This window comes from Leptospira wolbachii serovar Codice str. CDC (assembly GCF_000332515.2).
Classification (GTDB): domain Bacteria; phylum Spirochaetota; class Leptospiria; order Leptospirales; family Leptospiraceae; genus Leptospira_A; species Leptospira_A wolbachii.
Genome location: NZ_AOGZ02000001.1, coordinates 119,753 through 139,365 on the forward strand (window position 1 = coordinate 119,753; position 19,613 = coordinate 139,365).

Below are 19,613 nucleotides of genomic sequence, written 5' to 3' on the forward strand. Positions count from 1 at the left end.
CGTTTCACTGATTTAGTTTAAAAAAACTATTAAGGTAATACGTAAATCCCTACACGATCATTGTAGAGACTACCAATGTACAATTGCCTTTTCTTTTCTATAACACTTGTTACTTCTTTCAAGTGTTCTCCACCAGGATCTTGTAAAGTCATAAGCACTTTTCCGTTCCCATCCATTTTGAGTGCATACCCATAAGGTTCTGCTTTGGGCCAAAGGAATTTGGGGAGAAAGGATATCATCTTTTTGACAACAGGAGAAGGATGCATATGATCCATTCTATCATTTCTTACAGTAAATAAAGCCACCCAGAAATCGCCATTTTCGTTGCGAGTGATATTATCAGGGAAACCAGGCAGATTTTCGATCACGGTTTCCTTTAAACCTCTTTTGGGGCCTTTTAACCACAGTTTTGTGATCCTATAACGATAAGTTTCATTCACAAGAAGATAATCTTCTGTTTTAGACAAGGCGATTCCATTCGCGAAGTACAATCCGTCCGCAAGAAGCTCTGTCTCTTTGGTTTTAGGATCATAAACAAAAACTCGTCCATAAGGTTTTGCTTCCAAAAGGTCATATAAATATTCCTTTTGTTCATAAATAGAAGCATCAGAAAAATAAATTTTGCCATCTTGTGCGATATCTAAATCGTCCGTAAACTGAAAAGGTTTTCCTTTGTACTCCGAAACAAGAACTGTTAATTTACCTGAACTGTCCAAGGATAAAAGACCACGGTAAGCATCGGCGATGATGAGATTTCCTGCTTTGTCAAACTGGATTCCCAAAGGCCGACCACCTGTTTTGGCTATGGGTTTGATTTCACCTTTTAGAGTGATTCGTATAATACGACCTTCTTTGTCTCCGCCATAAATATTTCCATCGGCATCGACATCCAAAGATTCCAAACCCTTAACTTTACCTATCGCAAGTAAGATAGATTTTTGCAATTCGGTGTTAGGTGTGTAAACCCCGACTGGTTCCGGTTTGATTGGTGGTTCATAAGCAACCGGCTCGAAAGTTCTACAAGAAAATAGTACAGTGATCAGAAATATAATAATTCCTAGATATTTCATTTTGTTTGTTTCTCCTTCTCAATCAAAGTATCTTTTAAAGCCCATCGTTCATCTACCCAACGTTTCATTTTCTTTGACATTGGTGCAAATTGTTCGTTCTCTTCAATAGGAACTTGCGAAACTGGAATGACATCCACAAATACTTTCAGTTTTCGAATTTTACCTTGCATCAAATGCAAAAAACTCGGATTTTCAGTAGGATAAACAATAGTTAAATCAATAAATGCATCAATTGAATTTTTGAGTGCAGTGGACACAACAGAGATACCGCCACTATGAGGACGAAGTAAGTGCTGGTAAGGATTTTTCTTGAGTAACTTTTGCACTCGTTCAGGAGTCCTTCGGTGACCCTCAAGAAAGTTTAAAATCGAAAAAGGCATTCCAGCAAATTTTTCACAAACCTTTTTGACATTTTCCAAATCTTTGGTAGCAAGTTCTGGATTTTTCTTCAGTTGTTCCCGACTGCTTCTTTTTACAAAAGGAAAATCCAAAGCAAGCCATGCGTGTCCAAGGATTGGAACATATTTTAACGAATCTTTGATGAAAAATCGAATAAGTGGAATTTTGCGATTTAACACAGATTGAATGATATAGATATCGGACCAGGATTGGTGGTTACAGATAATCATATAACGTCCATCTTGTTTCAAATCTTTATAAGCATCTCCAACCACTTCAAATTGGACACCGTATAACATTCGCGAAATCCGATAATTGTTTTCGATCCAAGCTTCTCCTACCTTTAATAGAAGTCTGTCACCTAACCTTCTAACCGAACCTGTTGTCACCAACTTCCAAATGTATAAAGGATACATGGTTGGTATAATCGATAATAAATTCAAAAGAAACAAAATATATGCAATGATTAAACCCAAAGTTTATCTCCTATTTAATACGTCGTACCGATTCCAAGAATCGTAACATCATCCATCATAGAGGAATTTCCTCTAAAGGAATGGAAGTCATCCATAAGCAAATTAATCGTATCTGCTAGATTTAGATCCAAACTCTTAGCAGATTCAAAACTGGAAAGCAATTTGGACTCTCCGAGGAGAATTCCGTCCTTGTTTTCTTGCTCCAAATATCCATCCGAAATCATAAACAAACGATCCCCAAGCCCAAAAGCCATCGAGTGGTTAGAATATTCAACGTCTTTCTCCAAACCTAACATCACTCCCGATTCAGTTAATGGAATGATCCTGTCCTTACCAACTACATAAGGTTCATTATGACCTGCCGAGGAATATGTTAAACTGTTTTCTTCTAAATTCAAATCGACTATGACAGCAGTAAATTGATTGGATTTTTTCCCATATCTATCAATGAAAATTTGGTTGAGAACATACAAAACATCGGCTGGGTTCGGTGTATTCTGTTTGATATGATCGTATTCAGCTTTGATGGCCATTGTGATAAGGGCTGCCTGTACACCATATCCAATCGCATCCGCTAAAAATAATCTTATTTTGGATTTTTCTAAACGGATGACATCGAATATATCACCACCAACTTCTGCCATAGGTTCAAATCGTGATCCAAAATCTAAATGTGCTACATACTTAAGGCCTAGTGGTAAAATATTTCTTTGAATGGTTTTTGCAGTTTCGAGATCTTCTTGGATGATTTTTAAAGACTGAGTTAACTTTGCTGTTCTTTCTTTTACCATTTCTTCCAAGGTTTCATTTTGAAGGCGAAGTTCCCTATTCTTTTCGATCAAAACTTGATTTTCTCTTTGTTCTGCGTTTCGGATTCTTGCCGTTAACAATTTCAAAAGAGTTAAGGTCATATCAGGACTTGTTTGAATCAAACGATGGAAATCTTCCCTTGTCAGTTTGAAAAGAGTAGAATCTTCTTTAGCAGAAATATTTACAGTACGAGGAGCCGAGTCAATGAGAGCAATTTCACCAAAATAATCTCCGGCGACAAGATCTCCAATGACCAATATTTCCTGTTTACTCTCGTCTAAATATTTCCAAACTTCAACCTTCCCCGATTCTATATAGTAAAAGGAATCACCTAACGAATATTGTTCGATAACAAGAGAACCCTTGGGAAAAAAAGCGGGTTTCATTTCTTTTTTTAAAAAACTTAAATCCGCTGTTGGTTTCTCCTCCGTTCCCATATAATCTCTAAGTTTCTAGTTCTCGTTCCCGGTTTACTAAGTCCAAAGAAAACGCAGGTTTACAAATAGACCAATATTCTGCATCTTCAGAAAAAGGATTGGAATATCTTACCTTTGTACCTTTCTCAACCAAAAGTGATTCACCGGCACTGAGGATCAGAATTTTTCCATCGATTTCGATTTGTTTTTTACCACGGACCATAAGAGTCCACTCATCAAAGTTAGGTGTTTGAAAAGGTTCCCCCCAACCCCCAGGTGCCGCCATATATGCAATAGAAACCTCGGAACTTCCCGTAGAGGGAATACCGAAATGTTCTGCAATTGTTTTCCCGCCAGGAACCGGAACTTGAATTGGGTTTGTTTGGTGTTTAAAACCCATACACTAAAAACCAGGAAATTTAAAACTGAATTTATGTTTGAGTAGGTCTTCCGTATACGACCAAAGATTTCTTCCGGCTGCTACATCATAAGAAGGTTCAGAACTTTTTTCGATTTTCTTTTTTACAAAATATTTACCTGAAACAGACGTAACTGATGGATCCGTTGAAAGAAAAATGGAAGTCTCAGCACCTTTCTCTTCTGATATCGCAAAGACATTTTGAGCGAAGGTCAACAGGAATTTCGCCAAACCATCGTTATTTTGACCAAACCTTGTTTTTACAAATCCTGGATGTAAACAATTGACCGTGATTTTTGTTTGGTTTAAACGCTCTGCAAGTTCATAGGTGAAATAAATATTCATAAGTTTTGACCTTTGGTATTGTTTCCAACCAGAATATTCTTTTTCACCTAACAAGTCATTGAAATCCAAAGATACGCCCATGTGCGCCCGAGAGGCTACATTGACAATCCTCGCTTCACCGGCTTTTTTTAAAGAAGGAAGTAAACCGAGAGTCAGAATAAAATAGTTCAAATGATTCAAGGCAAATGTGGACTCAATCCCTTCTTTGGTAAGGGTATGTTGATCAAAATAAGCGCCTGCGTTATTGAGCAAAACATCTATCTTGGGATGATTCTTTCTAATGGTTTCTGAAAGTAAAAAAGTTTCTTTTGCAGACGACAGGTCGGCTACATAAGAGTGAACAGTAGCGCCTGTTACTTGTAAGGAATACACCAAAGCGGCAAGTTTGTCTGGATTACGCCCAACTAAAATCAATTCCTCTTGGCCTTTTGCAAAGGAATGAGCACATACTCTACCGATTCCGTCCGTAGCACCAGTAACAACGATTGTCTTTTTCATGAAATGATCTCCTCTTTCATCTTTTTGGGAATGGTAAAAACAAATCGGGAACCAGAGACCCCGTCACTATCTGCAAACAGAATTCCACCGTTTACAGAAACAAACTCATTACAAAGTAAAAGTCCAATTCCGTTCCCCGTCTCTCCCCCAGTTCCAGTAGATTTTATCACTTCCCCTACTTTGAATAGTTTGTCTAGGATTGCCTTCGACATACCGACTCCTGAGTCAATAACAGAAACCTGCCAATCGCCACCGACATCCAAAGCATTGATAAGAATTTTGCCATTGTTATGACTAAACTTTAGCGCATTCGAAACCAAATTCCGAATGACCGTAATGATCATTCTATCATCACAAAATACCATCGCATGCGAAGGAATATCTACCTCCAAAGTAATACCTTTGTTAGCTGCACTTAAAACAAATAGCTCTAAACACTCTCTGACAATATTATCCAACCGGTAATAATGGGGGCGGAACTCTTCCTGTCCTCGTTGCAACTTAGACCATTCCAAAAGGTTTTCCAATAATGAAAAAACAGATTCCGTAGCGTCCACTAGCGACTGTGTCATTCCCGCAAGTGCATCTTCTTTCTTTTTCATGTCCTCATTCAATACTTTGAGTAACATTTTAATTCCAGCGAGTGGACCACGTAAATCATGAGAAATGATAGATAAAAATCGGTCCTTAGTACCGTTTGCAACCAGGAGCTCACGATTGACGTTTAACATTTGTTTTTCCAAATTCCGTTGTTCCGTACTATCTCGGAAAACGAGGACCATTCCAATTTTTTTTCGATTCGCATCTCGAATTTGTTTTGCGGTCACTTCCCAATATTTTTCGTCTTTTTCCCAAATCCATTTTGTGAGTGTACGTTTATCTGATAAGTGATCTAGTTTGGAAATAATCCCTGGAGCAGATGCAAAAAAATATTTATAAGATAGTAAGGTAGAATTCTTAGATGCAACGCAGAATAAATGTTCTGCTGCCATATTCCAATCCACAATCCTATTGTTAAAATCGAGAATCACAACTGCTTCATCTAGTTCATCTACAATTTCCCCTCGCACCAAGGGAACTAAATCAAACATACGATAGTAACCAATGGCAAAAAAAATAAGGATCACTTGCATTGTGCTCATAACCGCAGTGACGTTTAGCCCAGGCAAGGGCCTAAAACCTAACTTATGTAAGGTGGCCGTAATCCAAATAAACAAATAGGACATTAGTATGAGAAGATACCTACGTCTTTCCGTGGACTTCGATACGAAAATTCCTTTTATCAGTAGATAACCAACAAACACTGACCAGAAAAAAGAAAGGAAATAGGAAACAACAAATCCGCCTGTATTGGTCACTTGGATCCATTGAATCCGACCGTTGATATTAACAAGATAGGTATCTAATGTAAGGGTTCTAAATATTGGATCGAGAACGCAAACGGCTAATGTTAGTAATGGCTGGATTGTAAGTAAAACCCAAAACTTTTTGGTTAGTAGATGTTTGTTTTGCGTGAACTCTAAAGATACGAGAACCATTCCCAAATTGGCAAGGGAAACCCCGATATACAATAAGGCGACAAAGGTTCTGTGTAAATCAGAATTAATATAAACAAAATCAAGTCCGTAGAAGCCGGTCCACATCATGGAACCGATTACTAGAATTAATAAATATTTAACAAGATCTAGGCGGAAAGATTTTAAAACGAATAGCCCCAATACAAGATTGAAGCCGAATGCTAGAAATAGAAGTAAACTATATGGATGGAATTGCCACAAACTAAGTCTCTTCGCTGCTTAGCATTTCACAATTTCCATCAAATACAACACCATCTGCAATTTGAAGTTTTGCCGTACGAATGTTACCTTGTACTTTTCCCGTGGACAACATTTCTAATCTTTGTGTTGCTGTTACGTTTCCAATGATCGTTCCTCCAACAACAACTGTGCCAGCCTTAATGTTGGCTTTCACTCTTGCCCCTTCACTAATCACAAGATAACCATCGGAGATGATTTCACCGGTAAAATCACCGGAAATTTGTAAGGGTTTTTTGAACGCTAAAGTTCCGCTAAATGCTGTTTCTTTTCCGAGAATAGTGGCAATGACTCCGTGTTCGGTGATGGTTGGTTGCATTTCTTTTTTTGACATAGTTCCTATTTTGTTTTCATATTATATACCCCGTCCCAATCTTCTGGTGGGGGATCTGCGATATAATCATCACATCGTTCAATGTATAGTTTCGAGGGGCCATCTTGTGGATGAATCGCTAATCCTTTTTTGAACTCTTCTTTCGCTTCTGCGAACTTTCGCGACTTGTATAACGAAAGTGCATGGTTGTAGTGAACCAATACAGCCTTCATTTTATCACTAACGATCATAGGGGCTCCTTATAGAAAATGACAACAGCTGTTGCGTAATGGTCAGCATGGCTGATGGATACGGAACTCTTGGTAAATCCTTTCTCTCGGAAAAACTTCTCAGTTTTCCCATGGATGACTAGCGTTTTTTTACCAAAATTTGTGCCCGCCAGTTCAATCTCACGCATATCTGCCACTTCCCCCGGATTTAGGTTTAGGGCCTTAATTACGGCTTCTTTGCAGGCAAACCTGCCAGCAAGAAAAGGAACGGGATCTTTGTGTTTGTGGCAGTATTCTACTTCCTCGTCTGTAAAAACCCGTTTCAGGAAGCGATCCCCATGTTTTTTTAGGAGTTCACGAATTCTTTGGTTTTCAACGATGTCGTTTCCGACGGATAACATAAGATGATTTATTTTCGCCGAAGTTCTAAGAGTCGAGCAAATAAAATATTGTTTTCCTTATGGTAAGGGCGTCTGAGTTGCACTCTTTCGGAATAATCGAAAGCCGCAGAAAAATCTCCATTTTCAAACAGCGCTTCTGCAATATAAAAGAGTGTTAGGCTGTCTGATGGATTCTTCTGGACATAGTTTACAGCAAATTCCAATGGGAACACCGACATTCGGTGTTCTGTATACAGATAGATTTTTTGAACTGAAAGTGGTGCATCATGGATTGAATCAAAATGGCCGGATATCATACGTTCTACTTCTGTCCATTTTTTCTGTTTGTACAGTGTAAGTGCTCGGAGGTAAACAAAATGTTTTGGGTGATTGGCTGGAACATGAACGGGTGAGCCCTCTCCTGTATACTCCACTCGAATTAACGACAAATCATCTATCAATTCGCCATGGCTTTTGATCGCATCCCGAATGGATTCTAAGTCACCTTGGCCTTCCAATGTAGTTTTAAGAAATAATTCATCGTCTTCATTGACCTCCATTTCAATCTCGGAGCCAATCAAAATATCATCACGTCCATCTGATCCAATTAATAATACATCTCCCTTCTCAAGTTGGAAGGTATTAATCTGCAGAGCTTTTTTAGATGCCAAAAGGCCCAACTTCGCACAAACATAGTTATGCGGCAAAAAGAAGGTATGATACTTTCTGTAAATCACTGGCCTGGGATGTTCTGCATTTAAAAAATAAAAGAATCCAGTTTCATCATCGATCAAACAAAGAAACATAGAGATAAGCATAGAGCCATCAAAAGTGACAAGAGTGTTGTGCAATTCAATGTAAGCATTGCTGACCCATTTTTCAGGAGTTATATCTCGCACTTCATCCGACTGGCCATTTCTTTTGATGATAGCTTCAAATACAGATCCAATGACAAGAGCGCCACTTGCTCCTTGCATTGACTTACCCATAGCATCACCATTTAAAACGACAATATACTTTTTATTTTGTAGCAGAATAGGCGAAGACACACACAAATCGCCACCAATTTCAGAATTCCATTGTTTGTATGAAAACTTTTTCTTTTGTTCCGTAAGAAACCGAATATTCATATTCGACGATGTAGCAAGGTTTTGTGTTAAAGGCTCAATTAGAAGTGAAGCTAGGAAATAATCTCCATCTTGTTGTTCCTTAAGGCCCTTAACTTCCGTTAAAGCAAAGTTCAATTCCTTCGTTCGTTCATCCACTTTTTGTTCCAAATTGGTATACAAAAGAGAGTTTTCAATGGAAACCGCAATTTGTGAAGATAGAATTTTCAGAATTTCCACACGCCCAGGGGTGAAGGCATCTGTTGTTAGGTTGTTTTCTAAATAAACAATACCAACAACTGTCCCGTGACTTAGAATCGGATAACAAAGAAGAGATTTAGGAAGAGTTGATTTAACATAAGGGTCGTTTTTAAAATCGCCCTCTCTGGCTGCATCCCCACAAATCACAACAAGCCCGGTCCTAACCACATAACCGATGATTTGTGAAGGAATTTTATTTTGATTCACATAAGCTACTGGCTGAAGAAAATCGATATCAAATGGCGATTCTGCATAGACGGAAACGGATTCCTTTTCCACTTCCGATTCCGCTAAAACTTGCCAACCAGATCCTGCTTTTAATATAAAATATCCTCTCTCGGCCCCAGCATTCTCAATCAAAATTTTCATCATTTTTTCCAAAAGACGATTGAGTTGGATCTCTCCTGAAATCGTTTGCGAAGCCTTGATAACTGTATTGATATCTAAAGTAGAGCCGACATCACCAAAAATATCTTTTGTTGTGCTAAATAAAGAAAGACTATCGGTCGAATCTGTTCTAAAATTTCTTCCAATATATTTTTTCAAAGAAACATGATCCATTTCTAGTTGTTTTACTTTTGATAGAAAACCATACTTTCCATACCGGTAATGCGCTTCCACCAAATGTAAGTTACTATACTGCTCGAACCCTGTTTCTTTCCACATTCGAACTAAAAACTCATTTGCAAGTGCCTCTTCCAGTATATAACTTGATTCACGAGCTAAGGAAATCGCCGCTTTACATGCAATGACCGCTTGCGTTTTTTGGTTCGCCAAATATAACAATAATGCAGTAATGATATGGTGTTTATGTCCAAAATTTTCAGGAGAACTCTTTGCCCATACCTTCATACGTTTTTCGAATCCACTTAGTCTTTTTTTAAGAGAAGATTTAGTGGTCCCCGTAGGAAATTTGTTATCTATAATTAATGCAAAGGATACAAGAGCACCAAGGAAGACATGTTCAGGTACAAACATCATCCCAAACATAGCACCTTCTAACGAATCTAGTTTTGTTGAATATTCATAGGCCCTTTCTTTATCGCCAAGAAAGTATTCAATTCGCAACTTACATAAATAATAATCAAAAAGCGCATTGGCGTTTCCAGTAGATAGCCATTCTGAAACAGTTTCCGTTTCCGAAAAGTATCGACCTTCCAAATTCATTGGGTCAGGAGACTCCCCTCTCATATTTTCAACTAACTGGAGGTTCAGTCGATGTACTTGATAAGCATGGTTTTGGCGCAGACTCAATAAAGAAGCATCATAACGTAGTTGACTTTTATATAAGTCTTCTAGATTTTCACGAAATAATAAACCTTGGAAGTGGATATTATTCAATGAATATGATGAGTATTGTAAGTCTCCCGTTTCCATTCCTGCAAGGAAACTATCCCAAAATATAGACCGGCCATCTCTTGCATGATTTTTCCAAGGGGAAATCATACATGCATACATAAACAATGTTCGACAGCGAAATGCCTTTGCATCTAAAGTATCCAACAACCGAACACCTAACTGACCAAACTTTAGACCATCATCAAAATTTCCCAAACCCGATCCCTGAATCACGCCCATCGCGCAAAATCCGAAAGCGCTGATCTCACACAGACCATATCGCAAAGTATGGTTGACTAACTTCAATACGATAACTGGGAATAAATTTGGCTCCGCTAAAAATGAAGGAGCGATACATGCATTCAAAAGACGCATGATTGCAAGATACTTGGGATCTTCCGAAACCGGTAGATGTTCTAAACTTTCAATAGCCCTGTGACCTAATTTAAATTTAAACTTTAGAATTTCCAAGAAAGGCGACAAAGGCCCCGCTTCTTTTGGTAGCCGAACACCAACAAGCTTTAACGCTTGTTTTAAGGTTTCCAATACCTCTTTCATTTTGTTCTGCGTTACAAGCATGGAAGATTGTAACTCATAAACCAAAATTTTATCCAAATCATTTCGAACAAAACTTAGTATATAATTAAAACTCTTCTCCGCTGCTTCAAAATTTTTTGAAAGATAGGCCGATCTTGCATAAGCCAAATGGAGTTTTAATGTATTTTCGTAATCGGACTTCCATTCATCGTCTGTCATGAGTCCTGACATCCGATCAAAAAATGTAAATGCAGCATCGTAAGCAGATGAATTTAAAGCTTTAAAACCTGCTTTTTCATTTAAGATTCGTAACTCAGCTAACTCTTCACTTCCTTTCATTTGGGAAGCTCCCAAATTCAATTGGTTTACAATCGTAAACAAATGGTCTTCGAGTTTATATTTATACAGAATAGAGAGATATGTTTTCCCTATTTTATAATGTAGTTTTGCCTTTTCCTCTGGTAAGATAATTTTATAAATTGCTTCTCGAATTTTATCGTGGGTGAAATTTGCATCCTCCATCCCGAGAATCAAAAATTCCTCATTGGCGAGGGCCACCAAATCCATGGATGCTTTATGAAATGGCCTCTCGGCAATCGTTGCATATATATCGTGCCGAAACCAGTTCCCGATACATGCAGTCAATTTCAGTGCATCGATTAACTCCTCAGATTGAAGATTGATTTTATCAATGATTAAATCGATGACATTATCAGAGATATTAACTGAATCAATTTTATCTTTATCCCAAGACCAATGATCTTCAGCAAAATAGATATAAGACCTTTCGTAAAGGTTCTTAAACATTTCATTGACGTGAAATGGATTTCCCTTTGTTTTTTTCCAAAGCACTTCTGCAATTGGTCGAATCTCCGATTCTGGAACCACTAGAGTTTCGGAAACAAGTAAAGCAACGTCTCGTTCCCGAAGTGGCTCTAATCGAATTTCAGTAATTGGCACCTGAATTTCACGTAACTCTTCCAGTAATCTAAAAAACGGATCTGTTGGAAATACTTCATTGTCACGATAAGATAAAATAATAAAGAAATGAGAAATTTCTGGATCCGTCAGAACTTCCTTCAATAATAATATACTGGAAGAATCCGCCCATTGCATATCATCCAAAAATAAAACGACAGGATGTTCTTTTGTACAAATGGTTCTAAGAAACTTTCGAAACACCAAGTGGAACCGATTTTCCGTTTCCAAACTATCAAGTTCTGGTGGTGCCTGCGCCTCACCTAACAGTTGCGATAACTCAGGAACAACATCAATAATTAGTTTTGCATTTACGCCAAGTGCTTCAGAAAGTATTTTTTTCCATTCTTTTACTGAAGATTCACTTTCAGACAATAATTGCCGAACAAGTCCCTGTAATGCTAAATTGATAGCTCGGTAAGGGATCGATTTTTTATATAAATCAAATTTTCCGGAAGTAAAGTAAGCCTTTTCTCTTGTAACTGGTTTTTGAATTTCATTGATAAGAGCCGATTTACCAATCCCAGAACGTCCAGAGATAAGAAAGATTTCAATCCTACCTTCCGTGGCATCTAGAAATTTTTCTTCAAAAACTTGAAGTTGAGTTTCTCTTCCATATAATTTTTTGGGAATTTGAAATCTGGATGATTTATCATTTTTTGCTAGTTCCATTTGGAACTGATCCAAAGAATCACGTCCATTTTCCAAAAGAACAGATTGGATTGCAGAAAGATCGGAAAGTAATCCAGTTGCTGTTTGATAACGATCTTCTGGATTTTTTTCCAGAAGTTTCATGATCAAATCAGAGACTATCTTTGGAGCGCCACTTCTTTCCTTAGGTGAAAGAGGGGTTTTTGCAAGATGAGCATGCACCATTTCCAGACTATCAGTATATAAAAATGGTAAGTCTCCCGTGATTAACTGGTATAAGGTGACGCCAAACGAATAAAAATCGGTTCTATAATCAACCGTGCGATTCATTCGACCAGTTTGCTCTGGGGAAATATGTGCAAGGGTTCCGGTAAGGTTCTGATTCATCGGAAGATAAAAACTTCGATGGGTCAAAAGAGTTGCCGAACCAAAATCGATAACCTTTAATGCACCAGTATCTGGATTATAAATTATATTTTGAGCCTTGATATCATTATGAACAATTTTTGCTTTATGAATATCAGCAAGGGCACGACAGACCTCAATAGCAATATTCAAAAAAGTGGCTATATTACTATACTTTCCACTTAGCTGTAGTTTGGCGAGATCGGTATAAGCAACATTTGGGAAAATGATTGCAACAGTGTTCTGGTAGGATTCTAATTCCAAAGGCCGAAGCGTGTAGATAGAATCAATTGAGCGGAGTATCTCAAACTCATTTTTAAAACGAGTGATTTCATGGTTATCTGGATAATCACGATTTAATAATTTGATTACCACGGGGCTGCCAGACGCAGATTCCCCTGCATAAACAGAACTTCTTTTACCTAAATGAAGTTCCTTGATCGCTTTATATTTTCCTACAGTGAACAATGGGTTTCCTTATCTTGCAGTTTTGCCACCGTCAACCGGTATCACTGCTCCAGTGATAAAAGAAGCTCCATCTGTGGAAAGCCAAACACAAGTTTTCGCAACTTCTTCTGGAGTTGCCATTCTACCCAAAGCATAGGATTTCATTCTTTCCTTTTTCACTTCTTCGGGGTTTGATACATTAGCATAAAATACATCATCCATTTCTGTTTGGATCCCACCCGGACAGAGAGCCACCACACGAATCCCAGATGATCCATATTCCAATGCGGCTGACTTGGTAAGTCCAATGATTCCATGTTTTGTCATAGAATAAGGACCTGCTTTTTCTTTTCCTCGAACACCGAGTGCCGAAGATACATTGATGATGACTCCACCTTTTCCTTGAGTTAAAAATTGTTTTAGCTCAAATTGCATAGAAAGAAAAGTTCCTTTCAAATTTACATCCATTACAGAATCAAAAATATCTAATGGATAATCAGCCGTTGTTTTCAAAACTCCAGAGATCCCTGCATTGTTAACTGCAACGTCGATAGAACCATATTTACTGACAATTGATTCAACAAAATTACGAACCGCTTCCGATTGTGTGACATCACAACGAACAAACATTCCGGTGCCACCTTGTTTTTCAAGAAGAGCCAAAGTCTCTTCCCCTTCTTGTTTTCGTCTGCCGCAAAATCCAACCACATAACCAGCGTTTGCAAATTCCAAAACAATAGATCTTCCGAGTCCAGAAGTTCCGCCGGTTACTAGTGCTACTTTTTTTCCACTCATTGGATTTCCCTTTCTTCGATCAAACGTCCGTAACGATTGATTGCTTCCTTTACATTTGCACGGTCTAGTTCGGAAATCGACTCAAAACGAAATCCGGCAAAGAAGGTGTCCTCATTATTATCGTCTTCTTTGACCCATAATAAAATACAAGTTCCATGAACAAAACCGACAATATCAAAATGCATAAAAAATTCGAGTTGTTGGCTGTGGGCCAAATCACCAGGAAGGATCCCTGAGCAGCGCACCATAAACCCTGAACTCGAGATATTTTCAATGGTGGAGGCAATATTCCGGCCATTTTCCCTAACAGAAATATTGTTCTTAAACTGATCTAAAATGCGAAACCTTGGATCAATTTCATACACTTCTTCCTGCGTGCTTTTTAAGCGTTTATACACTTTTAAAGGCAAGATACTCGCAGCCATCTCAATTTTCGTAATCTCTTGATTTTCCTGATACGCTGTAATTTCGAGTTTTGAGTAGTTCCAATAACCTGATTTACTGTTTTTGGTTTCAATGGCTTTGGCTCGCAATTTAATCGGCATATTCATCTTGGCATATTGAAAAAATTCAGAGTTTAAATATAACAATAAAAAGGTGACACCTTCAAACGGGACTTTTCCATATAAATGGTTACAAGCAATTCCAAATTGCCTAGCTGCCTCCACAATTTGCATTCCAGAAATATGTTTTAGATTGGGTGGAGAAAAAAACTTATGGTCTGCGGGAACATATAGGTTCGCAAAAAAAGTATCTTTTTTTGGAATCTCCTCAATTGGCTCGAAGATTGCAGAGATCTTTGACTTCTCTACATTGCCAACATAATAGTCCCGACGTTTGATGATCTGGAGGATTCGAATCTCATCTGATTCGGTGACTTTATCATTTAAAACATACTGCTGTAATTCTGTATCAAAATGATAGAAGGTACTAATGAAATCTTTCTGTGTCTCATCAATCCCTGCTTCCTCTAAAATTCTTTCCGCAGATTCTTTACGAATACGATAGGGAATTGTTTTAAGCTGGTAATAATTCCCACTAGTATCTTGCCTTTTTGCATAGTATTGTAGCAAAAAGTCAGTTTCTTCTTTGTTCAGCTTAGGAAAGACATGTTCTTCCATGACAACAGTTGTTATCATCCGAGGAAGTGCTCTTCGTATGTTTGAAACAAAACTGTCGTCTTGGTAATACGTTCTTGTGTATCGTTTGTCTAGAGGCAATACTGCGGGGAGTTCTTCTTTTTCAAAAACCATTATATGTATCAACCGGAAATCTACTTTAGGATTAGTCCGTAGATTCCGATAGGATACAATTCAGCGCAACTAATTTAACAACGATTTGACAAATTTATGCCAGATTCACCTAACTACCGTTACTGAGCAAGGTGCATAATGTACAACACGATCAGACACGCTACCCATAATAAATCTTCCAAGAATCCCATGCCCTCTGCTTCCGATCACAATCAAATCTGCTTTTTCTTTTTCGGCAAGTTTGCATATTTCTTCCGCAGGATATCCTTCTATTACAACACGTTCCCATTTCACAGAGGTTTCATCCAAAATAGGATGTATTTTTTCAAAACGTTGCTCAGAGATCCACTTCACTCGATCTTTTCCTGCCGGAGCCGCATCATAATAACCAGGCAAAGGACCGAAATCCTCGACCACTTCCACGACATAACATTTTGCATTACTTGCTTTTGCAATTGCCAAACCAAATTCCAGCGCTTTGGCAGAACTCGGTGAACCATCGATTGGGATGATCAGCTTTTGAATCAATTTTTCCATTCTAGAAGTCTACCACCTTCTAGGATTTGGGAAAGTGAAATTCCGTTGATAATTGTCAAAAATTACAAAACTGTAACAGTCTCTAAATTGGATCAAGAGAAGTATAAAAAGATCCAAAAATGGGTGGGGTTTATTTTTTCCCACCCTCATCTTCTTTGGTTAAGTAATAGGCAATGAGTATGGGCAGTGTTGTCACAAGAATAACAAAGACTGCCACCACATTAGTGACAGGCCTTTGTCTAGGGCGAATGAATTCTGTTAACATCCAAATGGGAACCGTGGATTGTTGGCCTGCAGTAAATGTTGTCACTATCACTTCATCAAATGATAATGCAAATGACAACATTCCACCAGCTAACAATGCAGTGGCGATATTTGGTAAAATGACAAATCTAAATGTTTGCCATGGATTGGCACCTAGGTCCATAGAAGCTTCCACCATGGAATGAGAGCTCCGACGAAGCCGTGCGAGCACATTATTATACACTGTTACAATGCAAAAAGTTGCATGTGCAATGACAATAGTCCACGTACTAAAAGGAATTCCAAAAAGTGACATGGCTGATCTAAGCGAAATACCAGTTACAATCCCAGGCAAAGCAATGGGTAAAATCACAAGAAAAGAAATCACTTCCCTTCCAAAAAATTTACTACGATATACTGCAAGACAAGCTAAGGTTCCAAGAACAATAGCAAGAAATGTAGATACAAATGCTACCTGAGATGAAAGAATGATAGCTTCCCAAATGTCATTTCTCTCCCATGCAACTCCGAACCATTTGAGAGTGAATCCAGGCAATGGAAATTGAAATGTTTTTTCATCAGTAGAGAATGCATACATGATGATGATAAAAATAGGTATGTGGATAAAAAGAAAACCTAAAGTGGTTGCCAGTTTTAATCCAATGGTTCCAAAATTCCACTTAGAGGGCATCAAAAGCTCCTAATCGTTTGGCAATCATAAGATAAACCATCATGATAATAATTGGGATCATGGAAAAAGCTGCCGCCAAAGGGATGTTTCCTGCCGTTCCTTGATGAGTGTAAACCGCCATTCCAATAAAATAACTAGAATTTCCAATAATGGTCGGGATGATATAATCACCTAACGTAAGTGAGAAAGTGAAAATAGATCCTGCCACCACTCCCGGGAATGCCAATGGCAAGACAACTTTGCGAAAGGTTTGAGCCGGTCCTCCACCTAAGTCGGAAGAGGCTTCGAGTAAAGATTTAGGAATTCGTTCCAAAGAGGCTTGGATGGGAAGGATCATATAAGGAAGCCAAATATAAACAAAAACCAAAAACATCCCAATATAAGAGAAGGACAAAGAAGTTCCGCCAATCACAGGTAGAGAAAGGATCACATCCAAAAGATGCATGAGCCCAAGTTCTTCTAAACACCAAGTGAGGATTCCTTCTTTTACCATGATCAGTTTCCAAGAATATACTTTCACAAGATAACTCGACCAAAGTGGCAACATCACTCCAAGATAAAGAACAGGTTTTAATTTGGGGCCTGCATACATCGCCATGTAGTAAGCGATCGGGAAGGCAATGATGGCACTGACAACGGTGACAGTAAATGCCATGGTTGTTGTACGAATGATGATATCCCAATTGGTACTCTGGCGAAATAGATCATAATAGGATTCTAATGTAAACTCTCGTTTGATGACTCCAGAAAAAGAATCAATGGAGAAAAAACTTTGGATGAGAAGTGTAAAGAGTGATCCTAAATAAACAACACCAAGCCAAATGAGGAGTGGTGAGAGTAACAAAAAAATTGCAAGACCCTTGCGGTAAAATAGAAATGTAAAGAACTTATCAAGAGTGTTTGTCATTTACAAATCCTTAAAGTAAATGCATGTCAGAATCTTTCCAACCAACAAGCACTTCCGATCCAACCGCAATATGATCGGCAGAAATTTTTAGATTTTGAGTTGAGGCAATGATGCGAGACCCAGTGGGAGTTTCAAAATGCATTTTGGAAGTAGCACCGGAATACACTTGGCTTTTGAGAATTGCCTTAAAGGTTCTGTACCCTGTGGAATGATTGTCCTCCTGTGCATTGGCAAAGACATGGACTCGTTCTGGACGGATCATTCCTTTTCCGGCTTGTCCCGTTAGACGTTTGGTTTCCTCTAAAGATAAGATATTGGAAGTTCCTACAAAATTTGCGACAAACTCAGTTTTAGGTCTGTCATACAATTCCTCTGGTGTGGCGATTTGCTCCACCTTACCTTTGTTAAAAACAGCAATTCGATCTGACATGGAAAGTGCTTCTTCTTGGTCATGAGTGACAAAGATAAAAGTAATCCCCACTTCTTTTTGGATGGCTTTGAGTTCTAACTGCATCTCTTCTCTAAGTTTTAAATCGAGGGCACCGAGGGGTTCGTCGAGAAGTAGTACACCAGGACGATTGATAAGTGCCCTCGCGAGAGCAATCCTTTGCCTTTGTCCTCCTGAAAGTTCAGAAGGTTTGCGGTTTCCCACATCAGGAAGGCGAACCATAGAAAGCATTTCAGCCACTCTTTGGTTAATTTCCTTGCCCGAATGTTTTTTAATTTTTAACCCATAACCGACATTTTCAGCCACTGTCATGTGAGGGAATAAAGCATAGTCTTGAAAGACGGTATTCACATTTCTTTTGTAAGGTGGGATGCCAGTGACATCAACACCTTCCAAAAGAACCCTTCCTGAAGTTGTGTCTTGAAATCCTGCCACCATACGGAGACAAGTTGTTTTTCCTGACCCGGAAGGGCCTAACATCGAAAAGAATTCACCTTTTTTGATCCCGAAGGAGACATCATCCACCGCTATAAATTGGTCGAATTTCCTTGTTACATTTTGAAATTCAACATCGTAAACTTGGTCCATTCCTTCTCCTTCAGTATTCTATGATGTTAGGATCTATTTACTTCCAATAATGGAAATATAGTCTTCAGCCCATTTTTTGTAAGGTATACATTTTCTTCCACCGGAACAATCTTCTTTCGGAGTTCTCCAAAAAGAGATTTTTTCAAAGTTATTAAATCCGTTTACGGCACAACCAGTGTCCCCAAGAAGAGCGTTCCCTTTACAAGCAGATGGAACAGAAGGTACAGACCCAAACCAAGAAGCAAGGTCACCTTGTAATTTCGGAGAAAGTGAATGTTCTAACCATTTATAAGCACAGTTCACATGTTTGGAATCTTTGTGTAACATTGTACTGTCTGCCCAACCAGTTGCTCCTTCTTGTGGAACAACAGATGCTACAGGTTGTTTTTCGCTCACAAGTAGGTTTACTTGGAATGGCCATGTTGAAGAAGCAACTAGTCCTTCTTTTTTGAAGTCATCCACTTGCACCATCGCATCATGCCAATACTTTGGAACGAGTTGTCTTTGTTTTTTTAGTAGTTCAATGACAGCAGTGTATTGTTTTTCATCCAATTCATAAGGATCTTGGATTCCCAGTTCTGGTTTTGCTTGTTTTAAATACAAAGCGGCATCGGCAATATAGATAGGACCATCGAATGCTTGTACACGACCTTTGTTTGATTTTCCATCAGGTAGAACTTGTTCCTCAAAAACAACATTCCAACTAGTAGGAGCTTTTTTAAAAACCTTAGTGTTGTACATAAGTACGTTCGGACCCCATTGGTAAGGTACTCCGAAATGTTTTCCTTCCACTGTATGCCAAGGAGCATTTTGCAAACGAGAATCTACATTTTTCCAACTAGGGACCAAGTCTGTATTGATTTCTTGGACCTTTCCACCAGCAACCAAACGTAAGGAGGCATCACCAGAGGCAGTGACAAGATCAAACCCACCTTCATTCATGAGTGCTACCATCTCATCTGATGTTGCAGCAGTTTTTACATTTACTTTACAGCCAGAACTTTTTTCAAATTCAGTGACCCAATCATATCCTTTGTCTGTTTCACCACGTTCAATGTATCCCGGCCAAGCTACGATGGAAACTTCTCCCTCGCCTTGTCCGATTTCGGAAACCTTTGTTTCTTTTTTGCCGCAGGCAACCGCAAGTGCGATGGCAAGAACTGCTACAGAAAAAATCACTCGTTTGTATGAATCGAATTTCATAAACCTATGTGCTCCTGGTTTTACTTATGTCAGTGATTTAGATACCAAAATCCCAA

At 38.6% G+C, this 19,613-nt stretch carries 17 protein-coding genes; all 17 read right to left on the bottom strand.

Annotated elements, in window-relative coordinates:
- Positions 1-29: 29 nt before the first annotated feature.
- The 17 genes from LEP1GSC195_RS00575 to LEP1GSC195_RS00655 all read right to left on the bottom strand — a co-directional run bounded on the left by LEP1GSC195_RS00575 (position 30) and on the right by LEP1GSC195_RS00655 (position 19,557).
- Positions 30-1,070: an SMP-30/gluconolactonase/LRE family protein gene (locus LEP1GSC195_RS00575; RefSeq protein WP_015679698.1), complete on the bottom strand. Its 1,041-nt coding sequence runs from the start codon at positions 1,068-1,070 to the stop codon at positions 30-32.
- Positions 1,067-1,945, bottom strand: coding sequence for an acetyltransferase (locus LEP1GSC195_RS00580; RefSeq protein ID WP_015679507.1), 879 nt, complete (start codon positions 1,943-1,945; stop codon positions 1,067-1,069). Before LEP1GSC195_RS00580 ends, LEP1GSC195_RS00575 begins: the two co-directional genes overlap by 4 nt.
- 14 nt (positions 1,946-1,959) lie before the next feature.
- Positions 1,960-3,192, bottom strand: coding sequence for a PP2C family protein-serine/threonine phosphatase (locus LEP1GSC195_RS00585; protein WP_015679474.1), 1,233 nt, complete (start codon positions 3,190-3,192; stop codon positions 1,960-1,962).
- Positions 3,193-3,199: 7 nt separating this feature from the next.
- Positions 3,200-3,571, bottom strand: coding sequence for a cupin domain-containing protein (locus tag LEP1GSC195_RS00590; RefSeq protein ID WP_015679713.1), 372 nt, complete (start codon positions 3,569-3,571; stop codon positions 3,200-3,202).
- Between the two features lie 3 nt (positions 3,572-3,574).
- Entirely contained in the window at positions 3,575-4,432 is an 858-nt protein-coding gene (locus LEP1GSC195_RS00595) for an SDR family oxidoreductase (protein ID WP_015679653.1), read from the bottom strand.
- Positions 4,429-6,210: a sensor histidine kinase gene (locus tag LEP1GSC195_RS00600; RefSeq protein WP_084597382.1), complete on the bottom strand. Its 1,782-nt coding sequence runs from the start codon at positions 6,208-6,210 to the stop codon at positions 4,429-4,431. The genes LEP1GSC195_RS00595 and LEP1GSC195_RS00600 overlap by 4 nt, the downstream gene beginning before the upstream one ends.
- A 1-nt stretch (position 6,211) precedes the next feature.
- Positions 6,212-6,580 carry a bactofilin family protein gene (locus LEP1GSC195_RS00605; protein WP_002978190.1) on the bottom strand — a complete coding sequence of 123 codons (369 nt, stop codon included), beginning with the start codon at positions 6,578-6,580 and terminating at the stop codon, positions 6,212-6,214.
- Positions 6,581-6,585: 5 nt separating this feature from the next.
- The gene (locus tag LEP1GSC195_RS00610) at positions 6,586-6,807 is read right to left on the bottom strand and encodes a hypothetical protein (RefSeq protein ID WP_039926155.1); all 222 of its coding nucleotides are present in this window, start codon (positions 6,805-6,807) and stop codon (positions 6,586-6,588) included.
- Positions 6,807-7,190 carry a holo-ACP synthase gene (acpS, locus tag LEP1GSC195_RS00615; RefSeq protein WP_002978360.1) on the bottom strand — a complete coding sequence of 128 codons (384 nt, stop codon included), beginning with the start codon at positions 7,188-7,190 and terminating at the stop codon, positions 6,807-6,809. The genes LEP1GSC195_RS00610 and acpS overlap by 1 nt, the downstream gene beginning before the upstream one ends.
- A gap of 8 nt (positions 7,191-7,198) precedes the next feature.
- Positions 7,199-12,913, bottom strand: a complete 5,715-nt coding sequence (locus LEP1GSC195_RS00620; RefSeq protein ID WP_015679741.1) for an AAA family ATPase — start codon at positions 12,911-12,913, stop codon at positions 7,199-7,201.
- A gap of 9 nt (positions 12,914-12,922) precedes the next feature.
- Positions 12,923-13,687, bottom strand: a complete 765-nt coding sequence (locus LEP1GSC195_RS00625) for an SDR family NAD(P)-dependent oxidoreductase (RefSeq protein WP_015679605.1) — start codon at positions 13,685-13,687, stop codon at positions 12,923-12,925.
- Positions 13,684-14,943, bottom strand: coding sequence for an AfsA-related hotdog domain-containing protein (locus LEP1GSC195_RS00630; protein WP_040506183.1), 1,260 nt, complete (start codon positions 14,941-14,943; stop codon positions 13,684-13,686). The genes LEP1GSC195_RS00625 and LEP1GSC195_RS00630 overlap by 4 nt, the downstream gene beginning before the upstream one ends.
- A 102-nt stretch (positions 14,944-15,045) precedes the next feature.
- On the bottom strand, positions 15,046-15,477 hold the full coding sequence (locus LEP1GSC195_RS00635; RefSeq protein WP_015679722.1) for a universal stress protein: 432 nt from the start codon (positions 15,475-15,477) through the stop codon (positions 15,046-15,048).
- A gap of 130 nt (positions 15,478-15,607) precedes the next feature.
- Positions 15,608-16,411, bottom strand: a complete 804-nt coding sequence (locus LEP1GSC195_RS00640; RefSeq protein WP_015679536.1) for an ABC transporter permease — start codon at positions 16,409-16,411, stop codon at positions 15,608-15,610.
- Positions 16,401-17,318 (bottom strand): ABC transporter permease, encoded by a 918-nt coding sequence (locus tag LEP1GSC195_RS00645; RefSeq protein WP_015679706.1) that lies wholly within the window; start codon positions 17,316-17,318, stop codon positions 16,401-16,403. Before LEP1GSC195_RS00645 ends, LEP1GSC195_RS00640 begins: the two co-directional genes overlap by 11 nt.
- 10 nt (positions 17,319-17,328) lie before the next feature.
- Positions 17,329-18,354: an ABC transporter ATP-binding protein gene (locus LEP1GSC195_RS00650; protein WP_015679708.1), complete on the bottom strand. Its 1,026-nt coding sequence runs from the start codon at positions 18,352-18,354 to the stop codon at positions 17,329-17,331.
- Positions 18,355-18,387: 33 nt separating this feature from the next.
- Positions 18,388-19,557 (bottom strand): ABC transporter substrate-binding protein, encoded by a 1,170-nt coding sequence (locus LEP1GSC195_RS00655; RefSeq protein WP_015679497.1) that lies wholly within the window; start codon positions 19,555-19,557, stop codon positions 18,388-18,390.
- Between the last annotated feature and the right edge of the window lie 56 nt (positions 19,558-19,613).